The sequence below is a fragment of the Aestuariivirga sp. genome (assembly GCF_047600585.1).
In the GTDB taxonomy this organism is placed as follows: Bacteria; Pseudomonadota; Alphaproteobacteria; order Rhizobiales; family Aestuariivirgaceae; genus Aestuariivirga.
In genome coordinates this window covers 3,276,114-3,290,793 of sequence record NZ_JASGKP010000001.1, presented here as the reverse complement: position 1 = coordinate 3,290,793, position 14,680 = coordinate 3,276,114, and the positions used below count along the sequence as shown (strand labels likewise).

The window sequence follows — 14,680 nt, the reverse complement described above, 5'->3', positions numbered from 1 at the left end:
CATTCCTCGCTTATGAACAGTTCGTGCCGGAGGGGAACGGCTCGTTCATGAACATGGCCACGCCGGCGATGCGGCGGATCTTGTCGTTGTTCACGTTGCCGAAGGCGCTCATGAAGGGCAGCACGATGTTCCAGTCATACGTCGCGATGACGGCGACCGGCACGGAGGGCCCGCCGCAGTCATAGGACGTGTAGGAGGGCTGCCCGCCGTAGGAGGTGCCGACATTGAGATAGGAGGGGATCGCCGCCTTGAGGGCTGCAAAGGTGGCGGCCGATTTGACGTAGACCTTGACCTTGCCGTTGCAGTCCATCGCCGCATTGGCGAGGCTGCAGATCTGCGTCTTGAAAGTGCCGGCGTTCATGCCGGCAAGCTGGGCCTGCCCGGTCCTGATCTTGCGGGCGGCTTCCTGCACGCTCGATTGCAGGACGTATTCGTTGTACAGCATGAGGCCGGTCTCGACGACCGCGCCCATGGCGAAGAAGAACACCGGCGCGACCATGGCGAATTCAATGGCCGTCACACCGCGGGTATTCTTCCAGAATTTCCTTGGTGAAAACCTCAGACCCATAACACCTTACTCCCCACGCCTCACGATCCGGAGGCTGTGCCGTCAGCTCACCCATATCACCGCGGCCTTTCAGCTTTTTGAACGCATTGTCTAAAATTTTACGTAACAGCCTGCGTCTGCAAAGAAAAAGGGGCCGTTCCGGCAGGAACAGCCCCTCGTATCCGTTAACCACGCCCGGCTCATTGCGGGGCGGGCGGCGCATCCGACTTGGCGGTATCCGTGCCCGTGGCGAGTTCGATCTTCTTCTTCGTCTGCTCGATGACCGCAGCAGAGAAGACCGGGGCATCGCCGATCTGCATCTCGGCCTCGCAGTAGGGTGCGCAGTTGTATGATTCGCGGGCGGTGCCTTTGAAGAGGGCCACGGTGTTCTCGGTCACGTGGGTGACGGAGACTTCGAAGCTCGCCACCTCGTTGCCCGACATGTCCATGATCATCATGTTGGTGGTGCCGAAGCTGCGGCCATGGACGAAGAGCTTGTTGCCCTCGACGGTGGCATCCGCAATCGTCGGGTTGCCGATCACGATCGAGCCCGGAAGCGACGGCAGCACGATGATCTGCGAGTGATCGGTTTCGAGAACGAGCTTCTCGGCGGCGCTTGCGCCGGTTGCAGGAAGCGCAAGGGCAAGTCCGGCGAGGGCGGCGGTCAGGATCAGTGTCGAACGAAGACGCATGCGGACAAACCTCTTGGCATGATGCTCAGGCGCATGGGGGCACCTGTCTTTCTCACCGAACCTTGCATGGGAATGGTGAATCTTCGGTTACCGGAGGGAGAGCGGTGCTTGTTCTCCTCGCGCAATCCTCTCCATCGTCATTCCATGCGAGCGATGCGGAAGCGTCGCGAGACATGGAACCCCGCTTCCTGGCAAACTCCAAAGCGGGGTTCCATCTCGCGCAGCGCATGGCGCTGCTTGGATGGAATGACGGCGCAAGAGAGCGCGCATCACATAATAAATGCGTGAGGCAGATCACCCGGGAAGTTCCTCCCCGCATTTCGAATCATCAAGGTTAACCGCGTCTTTACGCCTCGCGTGGGAGAGTAAGACTCACACAAGCAGTTCCGTCTCCGGGGCTGTTGCCTGCAAGCCAGCGCCCGACGGACCCGTTCAATGATTCATACGCTCTCGATTGCCCTGCTGCCGATCCTGATGATCACGGCCGCCATCAGCGACCTTGCCTCGTTCCGCATTCCCAACTGGCTGACGCTGGCAACCGCCGCTCTCTTCTTTCCCATGGCCTGGCTCACCGGCATGCCGCTTGCCGAGTTCGGCTGGCATCTGCTCGCCGGCCTCATTCTCTTTGCCGCGGGCTTCCTGCTCTTTTCATTTGGTCTCTTCGGCGGCGGCGACGCCAAGCTGATGGCCGCGGCAGGACTCTGGTTCGGCACCTCGCAGACGCTGCCCTTCCTTGTTGCCACCGTGCTCGCAGGCGGCGGGCTTGCCGCGGCAGTGGCCGTGTGGTCGCTGATCGTGACGATCTTCGAGATCCACGGGCCTGGTGATGATTCGCGTCTTACCAAGGCTGCAAAAAAGATCAGGCCGAAGCTTCCCTACGGCTTCGCGCTTGCAGTGGGCGCGATCGTTGCTTTTCCCCAAACATGGTGGGTGACGGGCGTCTCATGAGCATCGTTTCCAACATTATGGATAACATTAACCAATATTTTGCCATTCCGTCCGAAAGATGGTCGGCGAGTGAGCGTGTGCTCCGCGATGTCGCGTGGGCTCCACCTGTGAGGATCTTCTGATGAGTAAGATGCGCGTTGTGGTGTTGGCCGGTTCGATTGGTGCGGCCGTCGTTGCGGCCATGCTGGCCAAGGGCGTGATTGGCAAGAAGGCCGCTGCCCCCGCGCCGCAGATCATTTCCAAAGTCGAGACGACAGATGTGCTGGTCGCCGCCCGCGATATCCAGACGGGCGAAAAGCTGGCGGCCGGCAGCCTGATCTGGAAGGCCTGGCCCAAGGACAATGTCCTCGATCCGATGATCACGAAGGAAGAGATGCCGGATGCGGAAGAGAAGTACGCCGAGGCCCGCGCCTTCGTTCCGATGTTCGAAGGCGAAGTGATCAACGACAAGAAGATCGTCAAGCCCGGCGACGGCGGCTTCATCAGCGCCATCCTGCCCAAGGGCATGCGCGCCATCTCGGTGGCGGTGTCGCTGCGCTCCTCGGCGGGCGGCTTCATCCTCCCCAATGACCGCGTCGACGTGATCCTGACCAAGAAGATTCCGGGCCAGGGCCAGCTGGTGCGCAGCGAGACGGTGATCACCAATGTCCGCGTGCTCGCCATGGACCAGGTGTTCAAGAAGGTCCAGGAGGGCGACGAGGTTTCCATGAAGGAAGTGGAAACGGCAACCCTCGAGCTTCATCCCGAACAGGCCGAGATCCTGGCCAAGGTGGAATCGGAAGGTGAGCTTGCGCTCTCGCTCCGCTCCATCGCCGAAACCGATTCCAAGACCCTCGAAGAGGGGCCCGTCCTCGCAGAAAAGTACCGGAGCAACGGCGCGACCAAGTCGACCGATACGCTCTTCATCCGCGCGGGCATCGAAACCTACGCTACCAATCGCTGAGGCACACGCGTCATGTTCATGAACTTCAACACCTCGTTTCTCGCGCGCCCGGTGGCAAAGGCAGGATGGCTGCTGGCAGGCCTGATGACCGCAGCCGCACTGGCCATCTCCATTCAGGCCGCGACGGCGCCCCGTGCTCTCGCCACGGACCTCGATGCCGCCAATTCCAGCGACGGCCGCTTCGTCCGCATCGGCCTCAACAAGTCGGTGGTGGTGAAGCTTCCCGCCGATGCCCGTGACGTGATCGTCGGCAACCCGGAAATCGTCGATGCGGTGGTGCGCTCCAAGAACACCGCCTATCTCTTTGCCCGCAAGCCCGGCCAGACCAACATCTTCTTCTTCGACGCCAGCGGCCAGCAGATTCTCAACCTCGACCTCGAGGTGGCCCTCGACACGACTGCCATCAAGAAGCTGCTGCAGCGCTCGCTGCCCGGCACCAGGGTCACAGTCGACACCGTCAACAACAACGTCATTCTGGGCGGCACCGCCCGCAGCCAGCTCGAAGCCAAGACGGCCGTCGATCTCGCCACCCAGTTCGTGCAGTCCTCCTCGTTCTTCACCAGCGGCTCGAGCCTGATCAACACCATCAAGGTCGATGGCGAAGACCAGGTGACGCTGAAGGTGAAGGTGGTTGAAATCCGCCGCGACGTGCTGAAACAGCTCGGCATCAACTTCCAGGCCCTCATCAAGGCCGGCAGCTTCGCCTTCAACCTCTCAAACATGAATCCCTTCGCCAACCCGCTGATCAGCTCGGCCGGCGGCTATGCCGGCTCCTTCGCCAGCGGCGGCTCGAGCTTCGACAGCACCGTGCGCGCCATGGAATCCGATGGCCTGCTGCGCACCCTGGCCGAACCGAACCTGACCGCCATCACCGGTGCTGATGCCAAGTTCCTGGCGGGCGGCGAGTTCCCCTACTGCGTGGAATATGACCGCACTGCCGGCTCCTGCACCAGGTACGAGTACAAGGAATACGGCGTCAGCCTGAACTTCACGCCGACCGTGCTCGATGCCGGCCGCATCAACCTCAAGATCAAGACGGAAGTGAGCGAGTTCGCTCCCTCGGTCAGCGACACATCGATCCCCACCCTCAACAAGCGCACGGCTGAAACCGTCCTTGAAATGCCGAGCGGCGGTTCGATGATGATCGCCGGCCTGATCCGCAACACGACGAGCCAGACCATCAAGGGCACGCCAGGACTCAAGACCCTGCCGGTGCTGGGTGCTCTGTTCCGCAGCCGCGACTACGCGGCGAACGAAACCGAACTCGTCGTCATCGTGACGCCCTATCTGGTGCGCCCCACCGGAGAGAAGCAGCTCGCCTCGCCTGACGACGGCTACAACACCCCCACCGACCGCCAGACCATCCTGCTCGGCCGTCTGAACAAGGTCTACGGCGGCGGCAAGGCTCCTGATGGCACGTATCACGGCAATGTTGGCTTCATCGTCGAGTGAGCCGGGAAAGGTTTAGGAAAATGCGTATGTCTGTTCTGTCTCGGAAGTCCCTCACGCTGGTGGCGCTCGCTGCAAGCCTCGGCCTCGCCGGATGCGCGCGCGAAGATCTGGCGCTCGACGATGCCTATGTGCCGCTCTCGCCGGAAGAACGCTTCCCCATCGAGTACTCGCGCGGCCCCGTCACCATGGAAGTGGCCAGCGTGCATGGCGCGCTGCAGCCCAACCAGGTGATCGCGGTTGCCCGCTTCGCCCGCCAGTCGCAGTCAGGTGGCCAGTCGCCCATCGTGATCCGGCGGCCTGCCGGCGGCGGCGCCTCGGCCCGCGTGGCCAATGACGTGGCAAGTCTTGTCCTCCAGCAAGGCGTGCCACGCAGCATGATCCGCATGGCGACCTATCCGGCGCCGGCCTCGGCTCCCGTGCAGATCGGCTACGTCAAGGCGACGGCCCACAGCCCGGCCTGCGGCAACTGGACGATGGACTCGGCCCACTCCTACAGCAACGAGCAGATGCCGAACCACGGCTGCGCCGTTCAGAACAACCTCGCGGCCATGCTGGCCAATCCCTCTGATGCGGTCACACCCACAGCTGTGTCGCCCTCGCAGGCGGCAAGCGGCACCGCAGCCATCAAGAAAATCAGCAACGGTCAATCTTCTTCGGGCACGCCAAGCATCTTCGGCTTCTGATGAAGGTTAGGGCAAACGCTTAGCAACGGCGAAAATCTCAAGGCAACACCATGAACACCGCAATGCAGACCTCCCCGCAGATGGCCGCCCCCCACGATGAACTCGTGGCCCTCGTCCCGCGCGTCGACATCCACATCTTCTGTGAAACGCAGGAAACCGGCCAGGCGATCCAGGTGGCGAGCGGTGACCGCCGCATGTCCCGCGCCCACGTCACCATCCAGCTCGGCGGCATCGCTGCGGCGGTGCAGGTCTACCAGTCGCAGCCCACGCCCAACGTGCTCGTCGTCGAAACCCACGGCAGCCGCGACCAGGTGATGGCCGAACTCGCCCGCCTTGCCGAAGTCTGCCAGGCCACCACCAAGGTGGTGGTGATCGGCCACGTCAACGACGTCATCCTCTACCGCGAACTGGTGAAGGCCGGAATCAGCGAATACATGGTGGCGCCCGTCACCTCGGTGAGCTTCATCGAGGCGATCGCCAACCTCTTCAGCGACCCGAAGGCAGCGCCGCTGGGCCGCATCGTCTCCTTCGTCGGCGCCAAGGGTGGTGTCGGTTCCTCCACCATCGCCCACAACATCGGCTGGGCCCTGTCACAGCGCCAGAACATCGACACGATCATCACCGATCTCGACCTCGCCTTCGGCACCGCAGCCCTCAACTTCAACCAGGACGGTGCCGGCGGCATCATGGATGCGCTCGCCCAGCCCGACCGCGTCGACTCCACCCTGATCGACCGCCTCATGACCAAGCTCGGCAGCAAGCTCAGCCTGCTCAACGGTCCGAGCACCGTCGACCGTGACCTGTCGATCGAGGCCCATTCGGTCGAGACCATCCTCAACGTGGTGCGCTATTCCGCTCCGCTCGTCATCGTCGACGTGCCCAACATGTGGGCGCCGTGGATCAAGTACACGCTGCTCAATTCCGACGAGATCATCATCACCGCAACGCCGGAACTGCCGGCGTTGCGCAACGCCAAGAACCTCGTCGACATGCTCAAGGCGGCGCGCCCCAACGACAAGCCGCCGCGCCTCATCCTCAACCAGGTCGGCGTGCCGAAGCGCCCGGAGATTCCGGTGAACGACTTCGCCAAGGCGATCGGCATCCAGCCGTCGGCGGTGATCCCGCACGATCCGCAGAGCTTCGGCATGGCCCAGGGCAACGGCCAGATGGTCTTCGAAGTGGCGCCCAAGTCAAAGTCGGCGGAAGTGCTGGGTGATTTCGCCCGCAATCTCGCCGGTAACCAGAAGGCCACCGCCGACGTGAAGAAGTCCAGCAGCCTCCTCGCGAAGCTGCCCCTCTTCAAGAAGAAGTAATTCCAAAAGGACTTGACGCATGTTTGGCAAGAGACCCGAAAACTCCATTCCCCAGGGCGCGGCTCTTCCGCCGCCGCCGGGTGCCGCACCTGCGCCAGCCGCCGCCCAGGCGAACTTCGTTCCTGACGTGAAGCCGCAGCAGCAGCCGATGAGTTTCGGCGCGGGCGCCGGCGGGGCGCGCGCCACGCCTGCCCCCGCAGCACCGCCGCCGCGCGATGCCGGCAACCCGGACCATACGAAACGTTCGGAAAACTACTACGACATCAAGAGCACGATCTTCAACGCGCTCATCGACGCCATCGACCTCACCCAGCTCGCCCAGCTTGACCGCGACGCGGCACGCGACGAAATCCGCGACATCGTCAACGAGATCATCGCGCTGAAGGACGTCGTGATGTCGATTGCCGAGCAGGAAGAACTGCTCGAGGACATCTGCAACGACGTGCTGGGCTACGGCCCGCTGGAGCCGCTGCTCGCCCGCGACGACATCGCCGACATCATGGTGAACGGCGCCTCGACGGTGTTCATCGAAGTCGACGGCAAGATGCAGAAGACCGGCGTGCGCTTCCGCGACAACGCCCAGCTCCTCAACATCTGCCAGCGCATCGTGAGCCAGGTCGGCCGCCGCGTCGACGAAGCCTCGCCGATCTGCGACGCCCGTCTCCCCGACGGCTCGCGTGTCAACGTCATCGCCCCGCCGCTCGCCATCGACGGCTGCGCGCTGACCATTCGTAAGTTCAAAAAGGACCGTCTGAAGCTCCCCGACCTGGTGCGCTTCAAGTCGATCACGCCGGAAGGCGCCACCATCCTCGAGATCATCGGCCGCGTGCGCTGCAACGTGCTGATCTCCGGCGGCACGGGCTCCGGCAAGACCACCCTTCTCAACTGTCTCACCGGCTACATCGACCACGACGAACGCATCATCACCTGCGAAGATGCGGCCGAACTCCAGCTGCAGCAGCCGCACACGGTGCGCCTCGAAACCCGACCGCCGAACCTCGAAGGCGAAGGCGCCATCACCATGCGCGACCTCGTCAAGAACTGTCTGCGTATGCGTCCCGAGCGCATCATCGTCGGCGAAGTCCGCGGACCGGAAGCCTTCGACCTCCTGCAGGCGATGAACACCGGTCACGACGGTTCCATGGGAACGCTCCACGCCAACAGCCCGCGTGAAGCCATCTCGCGTCTCGAATCGATGATCACCATGGGCGGCTTCTCGCTGCCCTCGAAGACCATCAAGGAAATGATCTGCGGCTCGATCGACGTGATCGTGCAGGCCTCGCGTCTCCGCGACGGCTCGCGCAAGATCACCCATGTCACCGAAGTGGTGGGCATGGAAGGCGACGTGATCATCACCCAGGACCTCTTCGTCTACGAAATCGTCGGTGAAGACGCCAACGGCAAGATCATCGGCCGCCACCGTTCGACCGGCATCGCCCGCCCGCACTTCTGGGACCGCGCCCGCTACTACAGCGAAGAGCGCCGCCTCGCCGAAGCGCTGGAACGCGCCGAAGCCCGCGAAACCGGCAACATGTAAGGAAAGACTTCCGCAATGTTCGGAATGGAAATCACCGACCTGGCCTTCCTCTTCACCGTCGCCGTGGCGGTGGGCGGGTTGCTGATCGCCATCGTCTTCCCGATGATTTCCGGCAACAACGCTTCGCGCCGCGTTGAATCGATCGCCACAGGCAAGAAGGACTCGCGCGCTTCCTTCCGCTCGCGCTTCTCCGAAGACAGCAAGGACGTCCGCCGCCGCCAGATCCAGGAATCCCTGAACAAGCAGAACGAAGACCGCCTCAAGGCGAAGAAGAAGATCACGCTCGCAACCCTCATCGAACAGTCGGGCCTCGACATCTCGGTGCGCTTCTTCTGGGTGATGTCAGCCGTCTCGGGTGCCGTCTTCTTCATTGCGCCGCTGCTTGCGGGTGCGCCCGTCTATGCCGGTGCCGGTGCTGCCTTCGTGGGCTTCCTCGGCTTTCCGCGCTGGTTCCTCGGCTTCCTGCGCCGCCGCCGCCAGGAAGTGTTCCTCAACGACTTCGCTGACGCCATCGACGTCATGGTGCGCGGCCTCAAGGCCGGCCTTCCGGTGTCGGAAGCCATGAAGATCATCGCCACCGAATCCGGCCCGCCGGTCGGCCCCGAATTCGCCGAAGTGGTGGATGGCCAGCGCATCGGCATTTCCATCGACCAGGGCATCGAGCGCATGGTGGAGCGCATGCCGCTCGCGGAAGTCAACTTCCTCGCCATCGTCATGACCATCCAGTCGAAGACGGGCGGCAACCTCTCGGAAGCCCTGAGCAACCTCAGCCGCGTGCTGCGCGACCGCAAGAAGATGAAGAACAAGGTCCGCGCCGTGTCGCAGGAAGCCAAGTCTTCGGCCGCCATCATCGGCGCCCTGCCCTTCGTCATCATGGGCGGCCTCACCGTGCTCAACCCGACCTACCTGAACCCGATGTTCGACACCACCACCGGCAACATGCTGCTCGTCGGCAGCGGCACCTGGATGCTGATGGGCGTGCTCGTCATGCGCAAGATGATCAATTTCGAAATCTAATCCGGCTGCAAAGCGAAAAGAAGAACAAGACATGTTGCAACTGATCGCCTCGCTCCTCCAGGTCGAAACCATGATCACGCTGCTCGTGGCCCTGGCGGCCTTCGGCACGGTGATCACCATTGCCGCGCCCTATCTCGAGGGCGACAAGCTGCAGGGCCGCATCAAGGGTGTGACCGAGGAACGCGAACGCCTGCGCGCCCAGCTCAAGGCCTCGCTGTCGGGCGGCGAAGCGCGCCTGCGTGAAAAGCCGAAGGGCGGCATCTACCAGCAGCTCGTGGAAGCCCTGAACCTGAAGCAGGTGCTGGAAGGCGAAACCAGCCGCGAAATGCTGCGGCAGGCCGGCTACCGCGCCGAAAAACACCTCGTCACCTTCCTCGCCATGCGCGTGATCGTGCCGATCGTCGTCGCCATCATCACCTTCGTCTATGCCTCGACGGTGTTCGCCGACAAGGTCTCGCCCAACATGCGCGTGGCCGCCACCATCATCGCCCTCGTCGTCGGCTTCTACATCCCGGGTGTCGGTCTCAAGAACCTCATCCAGCGCCGCCAGGCCTCGATCAAGAAGGCCTGGTCCGACGCGCTCGACCTGCTGCTCATCTGCGTGGAATCCGGCATGGCGCTCGAGCCCTCGATGATGCGCGTCGCCAAGGAAATCGGCAGCCAGTCGGTGCCGCTCGCCGAAGAGCTGTCGCTCACCGTCGCCGAACTCTCCTATCTGCAGGACCGCCGCAAGGCCCTCGACAACCTCGGCCGCCGCACCGGCCTTGAAACGGTGAAGGCCGTCGTCACCTCGCTCATCCAGTCGGAACGCTATGGTACGCCACTTGGCACCGCACTCCGCGTGCTCGCCCAGGAAAATCGTGACGCCCGCATGTCGGATGCCGAAAAGAAGGCCGCCGCACTGCCGCCCAAGCTGACGGTTCCGATGATCCTGTTCTTCTTGCCCGTCATCTTCGTCGTCATCCTTGGCCCGTCGATCATCATGGTGATGAAGCTCGACTGAGAGCGGTTCCGTGCCGCTGCCGCCGCCCGTTCCCGGGCGCGGCGGGCCGGAGCAGTGACGAAAGGCCGTGTTCGGTCTTGTGCCAGTGGTGCGGGCGCACCAGGAAATCCCACAGCGCCAGCCACGCCGCCGGCGTCATCAGCAGCCAGTAGATTGGCATGGCGGCCAGCGTTGCATACCACCTGAAATAGCCCAGATCACGAAGCCCCCGGGCCGCGCAGGCCATGGAGGTGCAGTAGCCGAGCAGGAAGCTTGCCGCACTGAAGCCGGCGATGAGGGCCGAGAGGGGCCCGCGAAGTGAAGCGGCAAGCGCCGTGTGTCCAATCAGCCAGACGGCATCGGCAATCAGGAAGGGATAGAGCAGGGCGGTGGCGAAGACGCCAAGCGTCAGGCACTGGATGACGACAAAGCGCACCAACCCCACTTGGCGGAAGAGGATAACGGGTTGGCGCATCAGTACCAGCCAGGTGTGGAGGAATCCTTTGAGCCAGCGTTGCCGCTGGCGAAGCCAGTTCCAGAAGCGGGTGTTCGCTTCCTCGAAGGTGCGGCTGGCGAAGGCACCGGTCTCGTAGCCGAGGCGGGCGAAGCGGTAGCCGAGGTCGGCATCCTCGGTGACGTTGTAGGGATCCCATGCGCCTGCCGCGCGGAGTGCCGTCATGCGGAAATGGTTTGACGTGCCGCCGAGTGGCAGGGGAAGCCCGGCCTTGGCCAAGAAGGGCAGCACCACGTTGAAGAGCGCGGCATATTCTGCGGTGAATTGCCGGGTCATCCAGTTTTCGTTTGGGTTGTAGAAGGTGAGCACGGCCTGCAGGCAGGCAAGGCGGCTGTCACTGCTCGCGAAAATGGCGGCGGCATCCCGGAGCTGGCGCGGCTCGGGCACGTCCTCGCTGTCATATATGGTCAGCAGCTCACCCCGGGCAAAGGCGAGGGCATAGTTGAGGGCCCGCGGCTTGGTCTGTGGATGTCCGGCGGGTACGGTGATCACCTCGAAATGCGGTGGCAGCGCAAGCGCGCCCACGGCGCGGCGCATGGCCTCGTCCCGTTCCTCGAGGATGAGCTTGATGTCGAGGCGGTTCGGCGGATAGTGCCGGCCTTATGTATCAAGCGCACCAAGCGCCAGTCGTAGGGGGATACCAATGATGGTTATCCCCAGCGGGACTCCACTTTCATGCAAAAGTGGCGCAACTATAGTTTCATGCGCTTTATTAGATTACTTGCAGCTTGGCTCTGGGAACACTTGGGGACCATTTCCATGGTAATCGGGTGGATCGCAAGTTTCGGCGTTCCCGCCTGGTTTGCGTCAGCCACGGAGTGGCTTGGCAAATACGGACCTATAGCATGGGTTTCTGCGGGTTTTATTGGTGTACTAGTGTTTTCTATGGTTTGGCTTGTCGTTGCAGTGGCTCGGAAAATCTGGATAAACAGTACCGTCCACAAGAAGTTTTACGACAGTGCGGATCGCGTCAATCCGATGGAAACTTATTTTAGTCGGAAGCGCATCAAGCTGGAAGATTTACTCCCTCCCGGAAGCGGATTTGTGGAGGGAAAGACCTTTGAAGACTGTGAACTTATTGGGCCGCTAAATGTGCTTTCCATTGACAGCTTTTTAGAAAGCAACCGCTTTGAGTCAGTGGATCATATTGCAATTAGCCCATCCGCAAACGTACTAAATGCAAGGGTTTTTCATAAGTGTCACTTCAGACGGTGCAAGTTCTTTAACGTGTCTTTCTTGATTGCAGCTGAGTTTGTTGAACACGTGACGAATTGGGGTGGGACCAATTGGATAACGTTGCCACTCAATAAAGGTGATCCAGCTTTAACTCCTTCGCTTCCAGCGCCACCAGACACTGAATCAGAAAAGCCGCTGTAAAACCACCTCGGCTGATCTTATTGTTCAGGTTGCGCTCTGTCTCTTGGATTCCGCGAGCGGCCAGCTTCTCCGCCAATTGGGCGTATGTCACGCCTCGGCGTTTCAATTCGCCCTTGAGCAGGTTCTTTGCCCGTGTCTCGTATTCCACGGTCACGGGGCTATCTTTCCATGTTGCAGCGCACATAAATGGACCTCAAAATATCATCATATCTGATGATATATACCCTTGCATTCGGCTATACAAGTCTCTATATCCGGTTACATACATCACCGGATATGATGACAATGGCCCAACACTTCCTCCTCTCAGCCGCTTCCCGCACCCTGTCCCTCAAGGAAATCTACAAGGGCGGTGAGGAAGCCGCTTACCAGACCTTCCGCAAGGTCAGGTGGCCTGACACGGACGGCGCACCAGTCTGCTGCCGCTGTGGCTGTGTTGATGCCTACGAGATCAGCACCCGCCGCAAGTTCAAGTGCAAGGGCTGCAACTATCAATTCTCGGTCACGTCCGGGACCATCTTTGCCAGCCGCAAGATGGCCTTCACTGACCTGCTGGCCGCGATCTGCTTGGTCGTGAACGGGGCCAAGGGCATTTCCATGGTGCAGATGAGCCGCGATCTGGATTGCCAGTACAAGACGGCTTTCGTCCTGGCTCACAAGATCCGTGAAGCCATGGCCTCTGCTCGTCCTGCCGCTCCGTTGGAAGGCGAAGTGGAAGTGGACGGCATGTACCATGGCGGTTATGTCCGTCCCGCCAACCTCAAGGAAGATCGTGTGGACCGCCGCCTTGCTGAGAACCAAACGGGCAAGCGCCGCGTGGTCGTGGCCTTCCGTCAGCGCAAGGGCCGTACTCTGACATTCGTTGCCAAGCATGAAGCGGAAGGTGTCGAACTGGCAAAGCAGTACGTGTCGCGGATGGCTGTGATGCACGCTGACGAAGCCAGCCATTGGGACCACCTGCACGATGGCTGGCAGGTTGGCCGCGTTAACCATTCGGACGCCTATGCCACGCCGGAAAGCTGCACAAATCAGGTCGAAAGCTACTTCAGCCGCCTTCGCCGGATGATCCGGGGTCAGCATCACCACGTCTCGGGCAAGTATCTTGGGCAGTACGCCAACCACGCTGCTTGGCTTGAAGATCACCGCCGCCTGTCAAACGGCGAACTGGCGGGGCGTCTGGCCGCCCTGTCCATGCATCACCCCGTTAGCCGGTCATGGAAAGGCTATTGGCAGAAAAACGCTTGACAAATAGCGCTTTTATTGACAATCCCGGTCCAAGAGAAAGCTCGCGGTTTTTACTGCAGGCTAACCTATTGTTATAATGGCAGGTCAAGAAAATGGCAGTCGAAATTGTGGACGACTCCGCGCTCTCTGAGACAAAGATAATTGTCCGGGGTCCAGCCGTCACGGCTCTTGATAGCCGAAAAGAAGATAACAACCACTCCAAGTTGACCTATTCTAAACTCAAGCAGAATCTGTCTAGAGTTTCGCCGGGTCTTATGGAAAATCTTAAGAAACTGTCTTCTTACTCGGTCTGAGTAAGCCTTACATTCATCTGAGGTAATCGTGGCAGACTTTCCGTCTGACGAAGAAATTCGCGCGCGCGAAAATTTGCTTCGCGAGATAGCTGATGAACTTATTTCAACCGGAGTGATCTCTGACAAGGGGGTCATTTTCCGATCTAATTTGCTAAAGAGCGTTGCAGAAAGCTATTTTCTTCTGAATGACGCTTACAAGCGTTGGCGAATAGTGGATGGACACAGAACGCATCCAGCGAAAGCAGCTGCCCTCACCTGTTTGGTAATTGCTCGCCTTCAGCCTTTTCTCCCACGGGACCCTAACAACGCACGGACACTGCAACAGGCCCGAGCCAACGAAATATATGCCCTAGCTTGCGCAGGCGTTTTTCTCGGGACCGACCTAAAGGGTCATAGGATTGACGTCTATCTCCGTCTCACAGATGTGTTGGCGGCATACTCCTGTGAAACGATTGAACCATACATAGTGGACCGCAGCGTTGATAATAATCGGGAACTTTCCACCTACGAACTCAAGATACTTGAACAAGACAAGCTGCCAATAAACACGCTCATTACGATCTTTGAATTTGCTTCTGAGCCCCAGAACATAATTAAGAAGAAGAAGCGGCTGCCTACAAAAACCTCCACAGCCAGCAAAAAGGTCAAGAAATCCAAGACGGCGAAAAAAGCCAAAAAAGCGCCATCAAAGATCAAGGCAACGAAAAAGGGCGCCAAACGATAGCGCCCGCGACCTTTGCCGTCCGAGCGACCCTCCGGTCCCGCTCCCACCGCCGCATGATGTTGACAACCTTGTAGGCGATGGCCTTCCGGAGGTGGCGATCCTGTCCGTCCAAACCCTTCTCCCGGATCACGTAGGCCGCGATCTCCCGCGTGGAGATCGGTGCATTGGCCGTCTCAAGCGCCCGCTTGCATAGCTTGGGCAGCTCGTACCGGGGGAATAGCCGTGTCAGGTTCATGTAGGACTTGGGAAGCGGGCCTTCGCCCGAGAATACCGCCGTGGCGGCCAAGATGGCGGACAGGTCGCGCCTGGCTTGCTCCAAGGCGGTTTCCAGATGGGCGATGTAGCTTTCGATCTCCGCGCGCTTGGTGGCGAGGGTATTGAGTATTTGGGGTTGCATGATAAAAAGTCACCAT

General features: G+C 60.8%; 16 protein-coding genes. 11 read left to right on the top strand and 5 right to left on the bottom strand.

Annotated elements, in window-relative coordinates; all coding sequences use genetic code 11:
- Window positions 1-10: 10 nt before the first annotated feature.
- Both QM801_RS16195 and QM801_RS16190 read right to left on the bottom strand, forming a co-directional pair.
- Window positions 11-520 carry a TadE/TadG family type IV pilus assembly protein gene (locus QM801_RS16195; protein WP_415020240.1) on the bottom strand — a complete coding sequence of 170 codons (510 nt, stop codon included), beginning with the start codon at window positions 518-520 and terminating at the stop codon, window positions 11-13.
- A gap of 227 nt (window positions 521-747) precedes the next feature.
- Entirely contained in the window at window positions 748-1,239 is a 492-nt protein-coding gene (locus tag QM801_RS16190; RefSeq protein WP_415020239.1) for a pilus assembly protein N-terminal domain-containing protein, read from the bottom strand.
- A 435-nt stretch (window positions 1,240-1,674) separates the two neighbouring features.
- On the opposite strand from QM801_RS16190, the gene QM801_RS16185 reads away from it, so the two are divergent.
- The 8 genes from QM801_RS16185 to QM801_RS16150 all read left to right on the top strand — a co-directional run bounded on the left by QM801_RS16185 (window position 1,675) and on the right by QM801_RS16150 (window position 10,135).
- The gene (locus tag QM801_RS16185; RefSeq protein ID WP_415020238.1) at window positions 1,675-2,187 is read left to right on the top strand and encodes an A24 family peptidase; all 513 of its coding nucleotides are present in this window, start codon (window positions 1,675-1,677) and stop codon (window positions 2,185-2,187) included.
- A 121-nt stretch (window positions 2,188-2,308) separates the two neighbouring features.
- A complete protein-coding gene (cpaB, locus tag QM801_RS16180) occupies window positions 2,309-3,130 on the top strand; it encodes a Flp pilus assembly protein CpaB (protein WP_415020237.1) in 822 nt (273 codons plus the stop codon).
- Window positions 3,131-3,142: 12 nt separating this feature from the next.
- Complete coding sequence (locus tag QM801_RS16175) at window positions 3,143-4,582, top strand: type II and III secretion system protein family protein (RefSeq protein ID WP_415020236.1); 1,440 nt, start codon at window positions 3,143-3,145, stop codon at window positions 4,580-4,582.
- A 26-nt stretch (window positions 4,583-4,608) separates the two neighbouring features.
- Complete coding sequence (locus tag QM801_RS16170; protein ID WP_415020235.1) at window positions 4,609-5,265, top strand: CpaD family pilus assembly protein; 657 nt, start codon at window positions 4,609-4,611, stop codon at window positions 5,263-5,265.
- Between the two features lie 50 nt (window positions 5,266-5,315).
- A complete protein-coding gene (locus QM801_RS16165; protein ID WP_415020234.1) occupies window positions 5,316-6,578 on the top strand; it encodes an AAA family ATPase in 1,263 nt (420 codons plus the stop codon).
- A 19-nt stretch (window positions 6,579-6,597) separates the two neighbouring features.
- The gene (locus tag QM801_RS16160) at window positions 6,598-8,115 is read left to right on the top strand and encodes a CpaF family protein (protein WP_415020233.1); all 1,518 of its coding nucleotides are present in this window, start codon (window positions 6,598-6,600) and stop codon (window positions 8,113-8,115) included.
- A gap of 15 nt (window positions 8,116-8,130) precedes the next feature.
- Window positions 8,131-9,132 (top strand): type II secretion system F family protein, encoded by a 1,002-nt coding sequence (locus QM801_RS16155; RefSeq protein WP_415020232.1) that lies wholly within the window; start codon window positions 8,131-8,133, stop codon window positions 9,130-9,132.
- A 31-nt stretch (window positions 9,133-9,163) separates the two neighbouring features.
- The gene (locus tag QM801_RS16150; protein ID WP_415020231.1) at window positions 9,164-10,135 is read left to right on the top strand and encodes a type II secretion system F family protein; all 972 of its coding nucleotides are present in this window, start codon (window positions 9,164-9,166) and stop codon (window positions 10,133-10,135) included.
- Here the strand turns inward: QM801_RS16150 and QM801_RS16145 are convergent.
- On the bottom strand, window positions 10,113-11,198 hold the full coding sequence (locus tag QM801_RS16145; protein WP_415020942.1) for a glycosyltransferase family 2 protein: 1,086 nt from the start codon (window positions 11,196-11,198) through the stop codon (window positions 10,113-10,115). The two genes, QM801_RS16150 and QM801_RS16145, sit on opposite strands and share 23 nt — an antisense overlap.
- Window positions 11,199-11,303: 105 nt before the next feature.
- Between QM801_RS16145 and QM801_RS16140 the strand changes: the two genes are divergently transcribed.
- Window positions 11,304-12,005, top strand: a complete 702-nt coding sequence (locus tag QM801_RS16140) for a hypothetical protein (RefSeq protein ID WP_415020959.1) — start codon at window positions 11,304-11,306, stop codon at window positions 12,003-12,005.
- Here QM801_RS16140 and QM801_RS16135 read toward each other — a convergent pair.
- The gene (locus tag QM801_RS16135; RefSeq protein WP_415020230.1) at window positions 11,932-12,189 is read right to left on the bottom strand and encodes a DUF6471 domain-containing protein; all 258 of its coding nucleotides are present in this window, start codon (window positions 12,187-12,189) and stop codon (window positions 11,932-11,934) included. The two genes, QM801_RS16140 and QM801_RS16135, sit on opposite strands and share 74 nt — an antisense overlap.
- Window positions 12,190-12,290: 101 nt before the next feature.
- Here QM801_RS16135 and QM801_RS16130 point away from each other — a divergent pair, with 101 nt between their 5' ends.
- Both QM801_RS16130 and QM801_RS16125 read left to right on the top strand, forming a co-directional pair.
- On the top strand, window positions 12,291-13,250 hold the full coding sequence (locus tag QM801_RS16130; protein WP_415020941.1) for an IS1595 family transposase: 960 nt from the start codon (window positions 12,291-12,293) through the stop codon (window positions 13,248-13,250).
- A gap of 321 nt (window positions 13,251-13,571) precedes the next feature.
- Entirely contained in the window at window positions 13,572-14,267 is a 696-nt protein-coding gene (locus QM801_RS16125) for a hypothetical protein (protein WP_415020229.1), read from the top strand.
- On the opposite strand, the gene QM801_RS16120 is transcribed toward QM801_RS16125, so the two are convergent.
- Window positions 14,236-14,664, bottom strand: coding sequence for a hypothetical protein (locus tag QM801_RS16120; RefSeq protein WP_415020228.1), 429 nt, complete (start codon window positions 14,662-14,664; stop codon window positions 14,236-14,238). The genes QM801_RS16125 and QM801_RS16120 overlap by 32 nt on opposite strands.
- Window positions 14,665-14,680 lie beyond the last annotated feature (16 nt).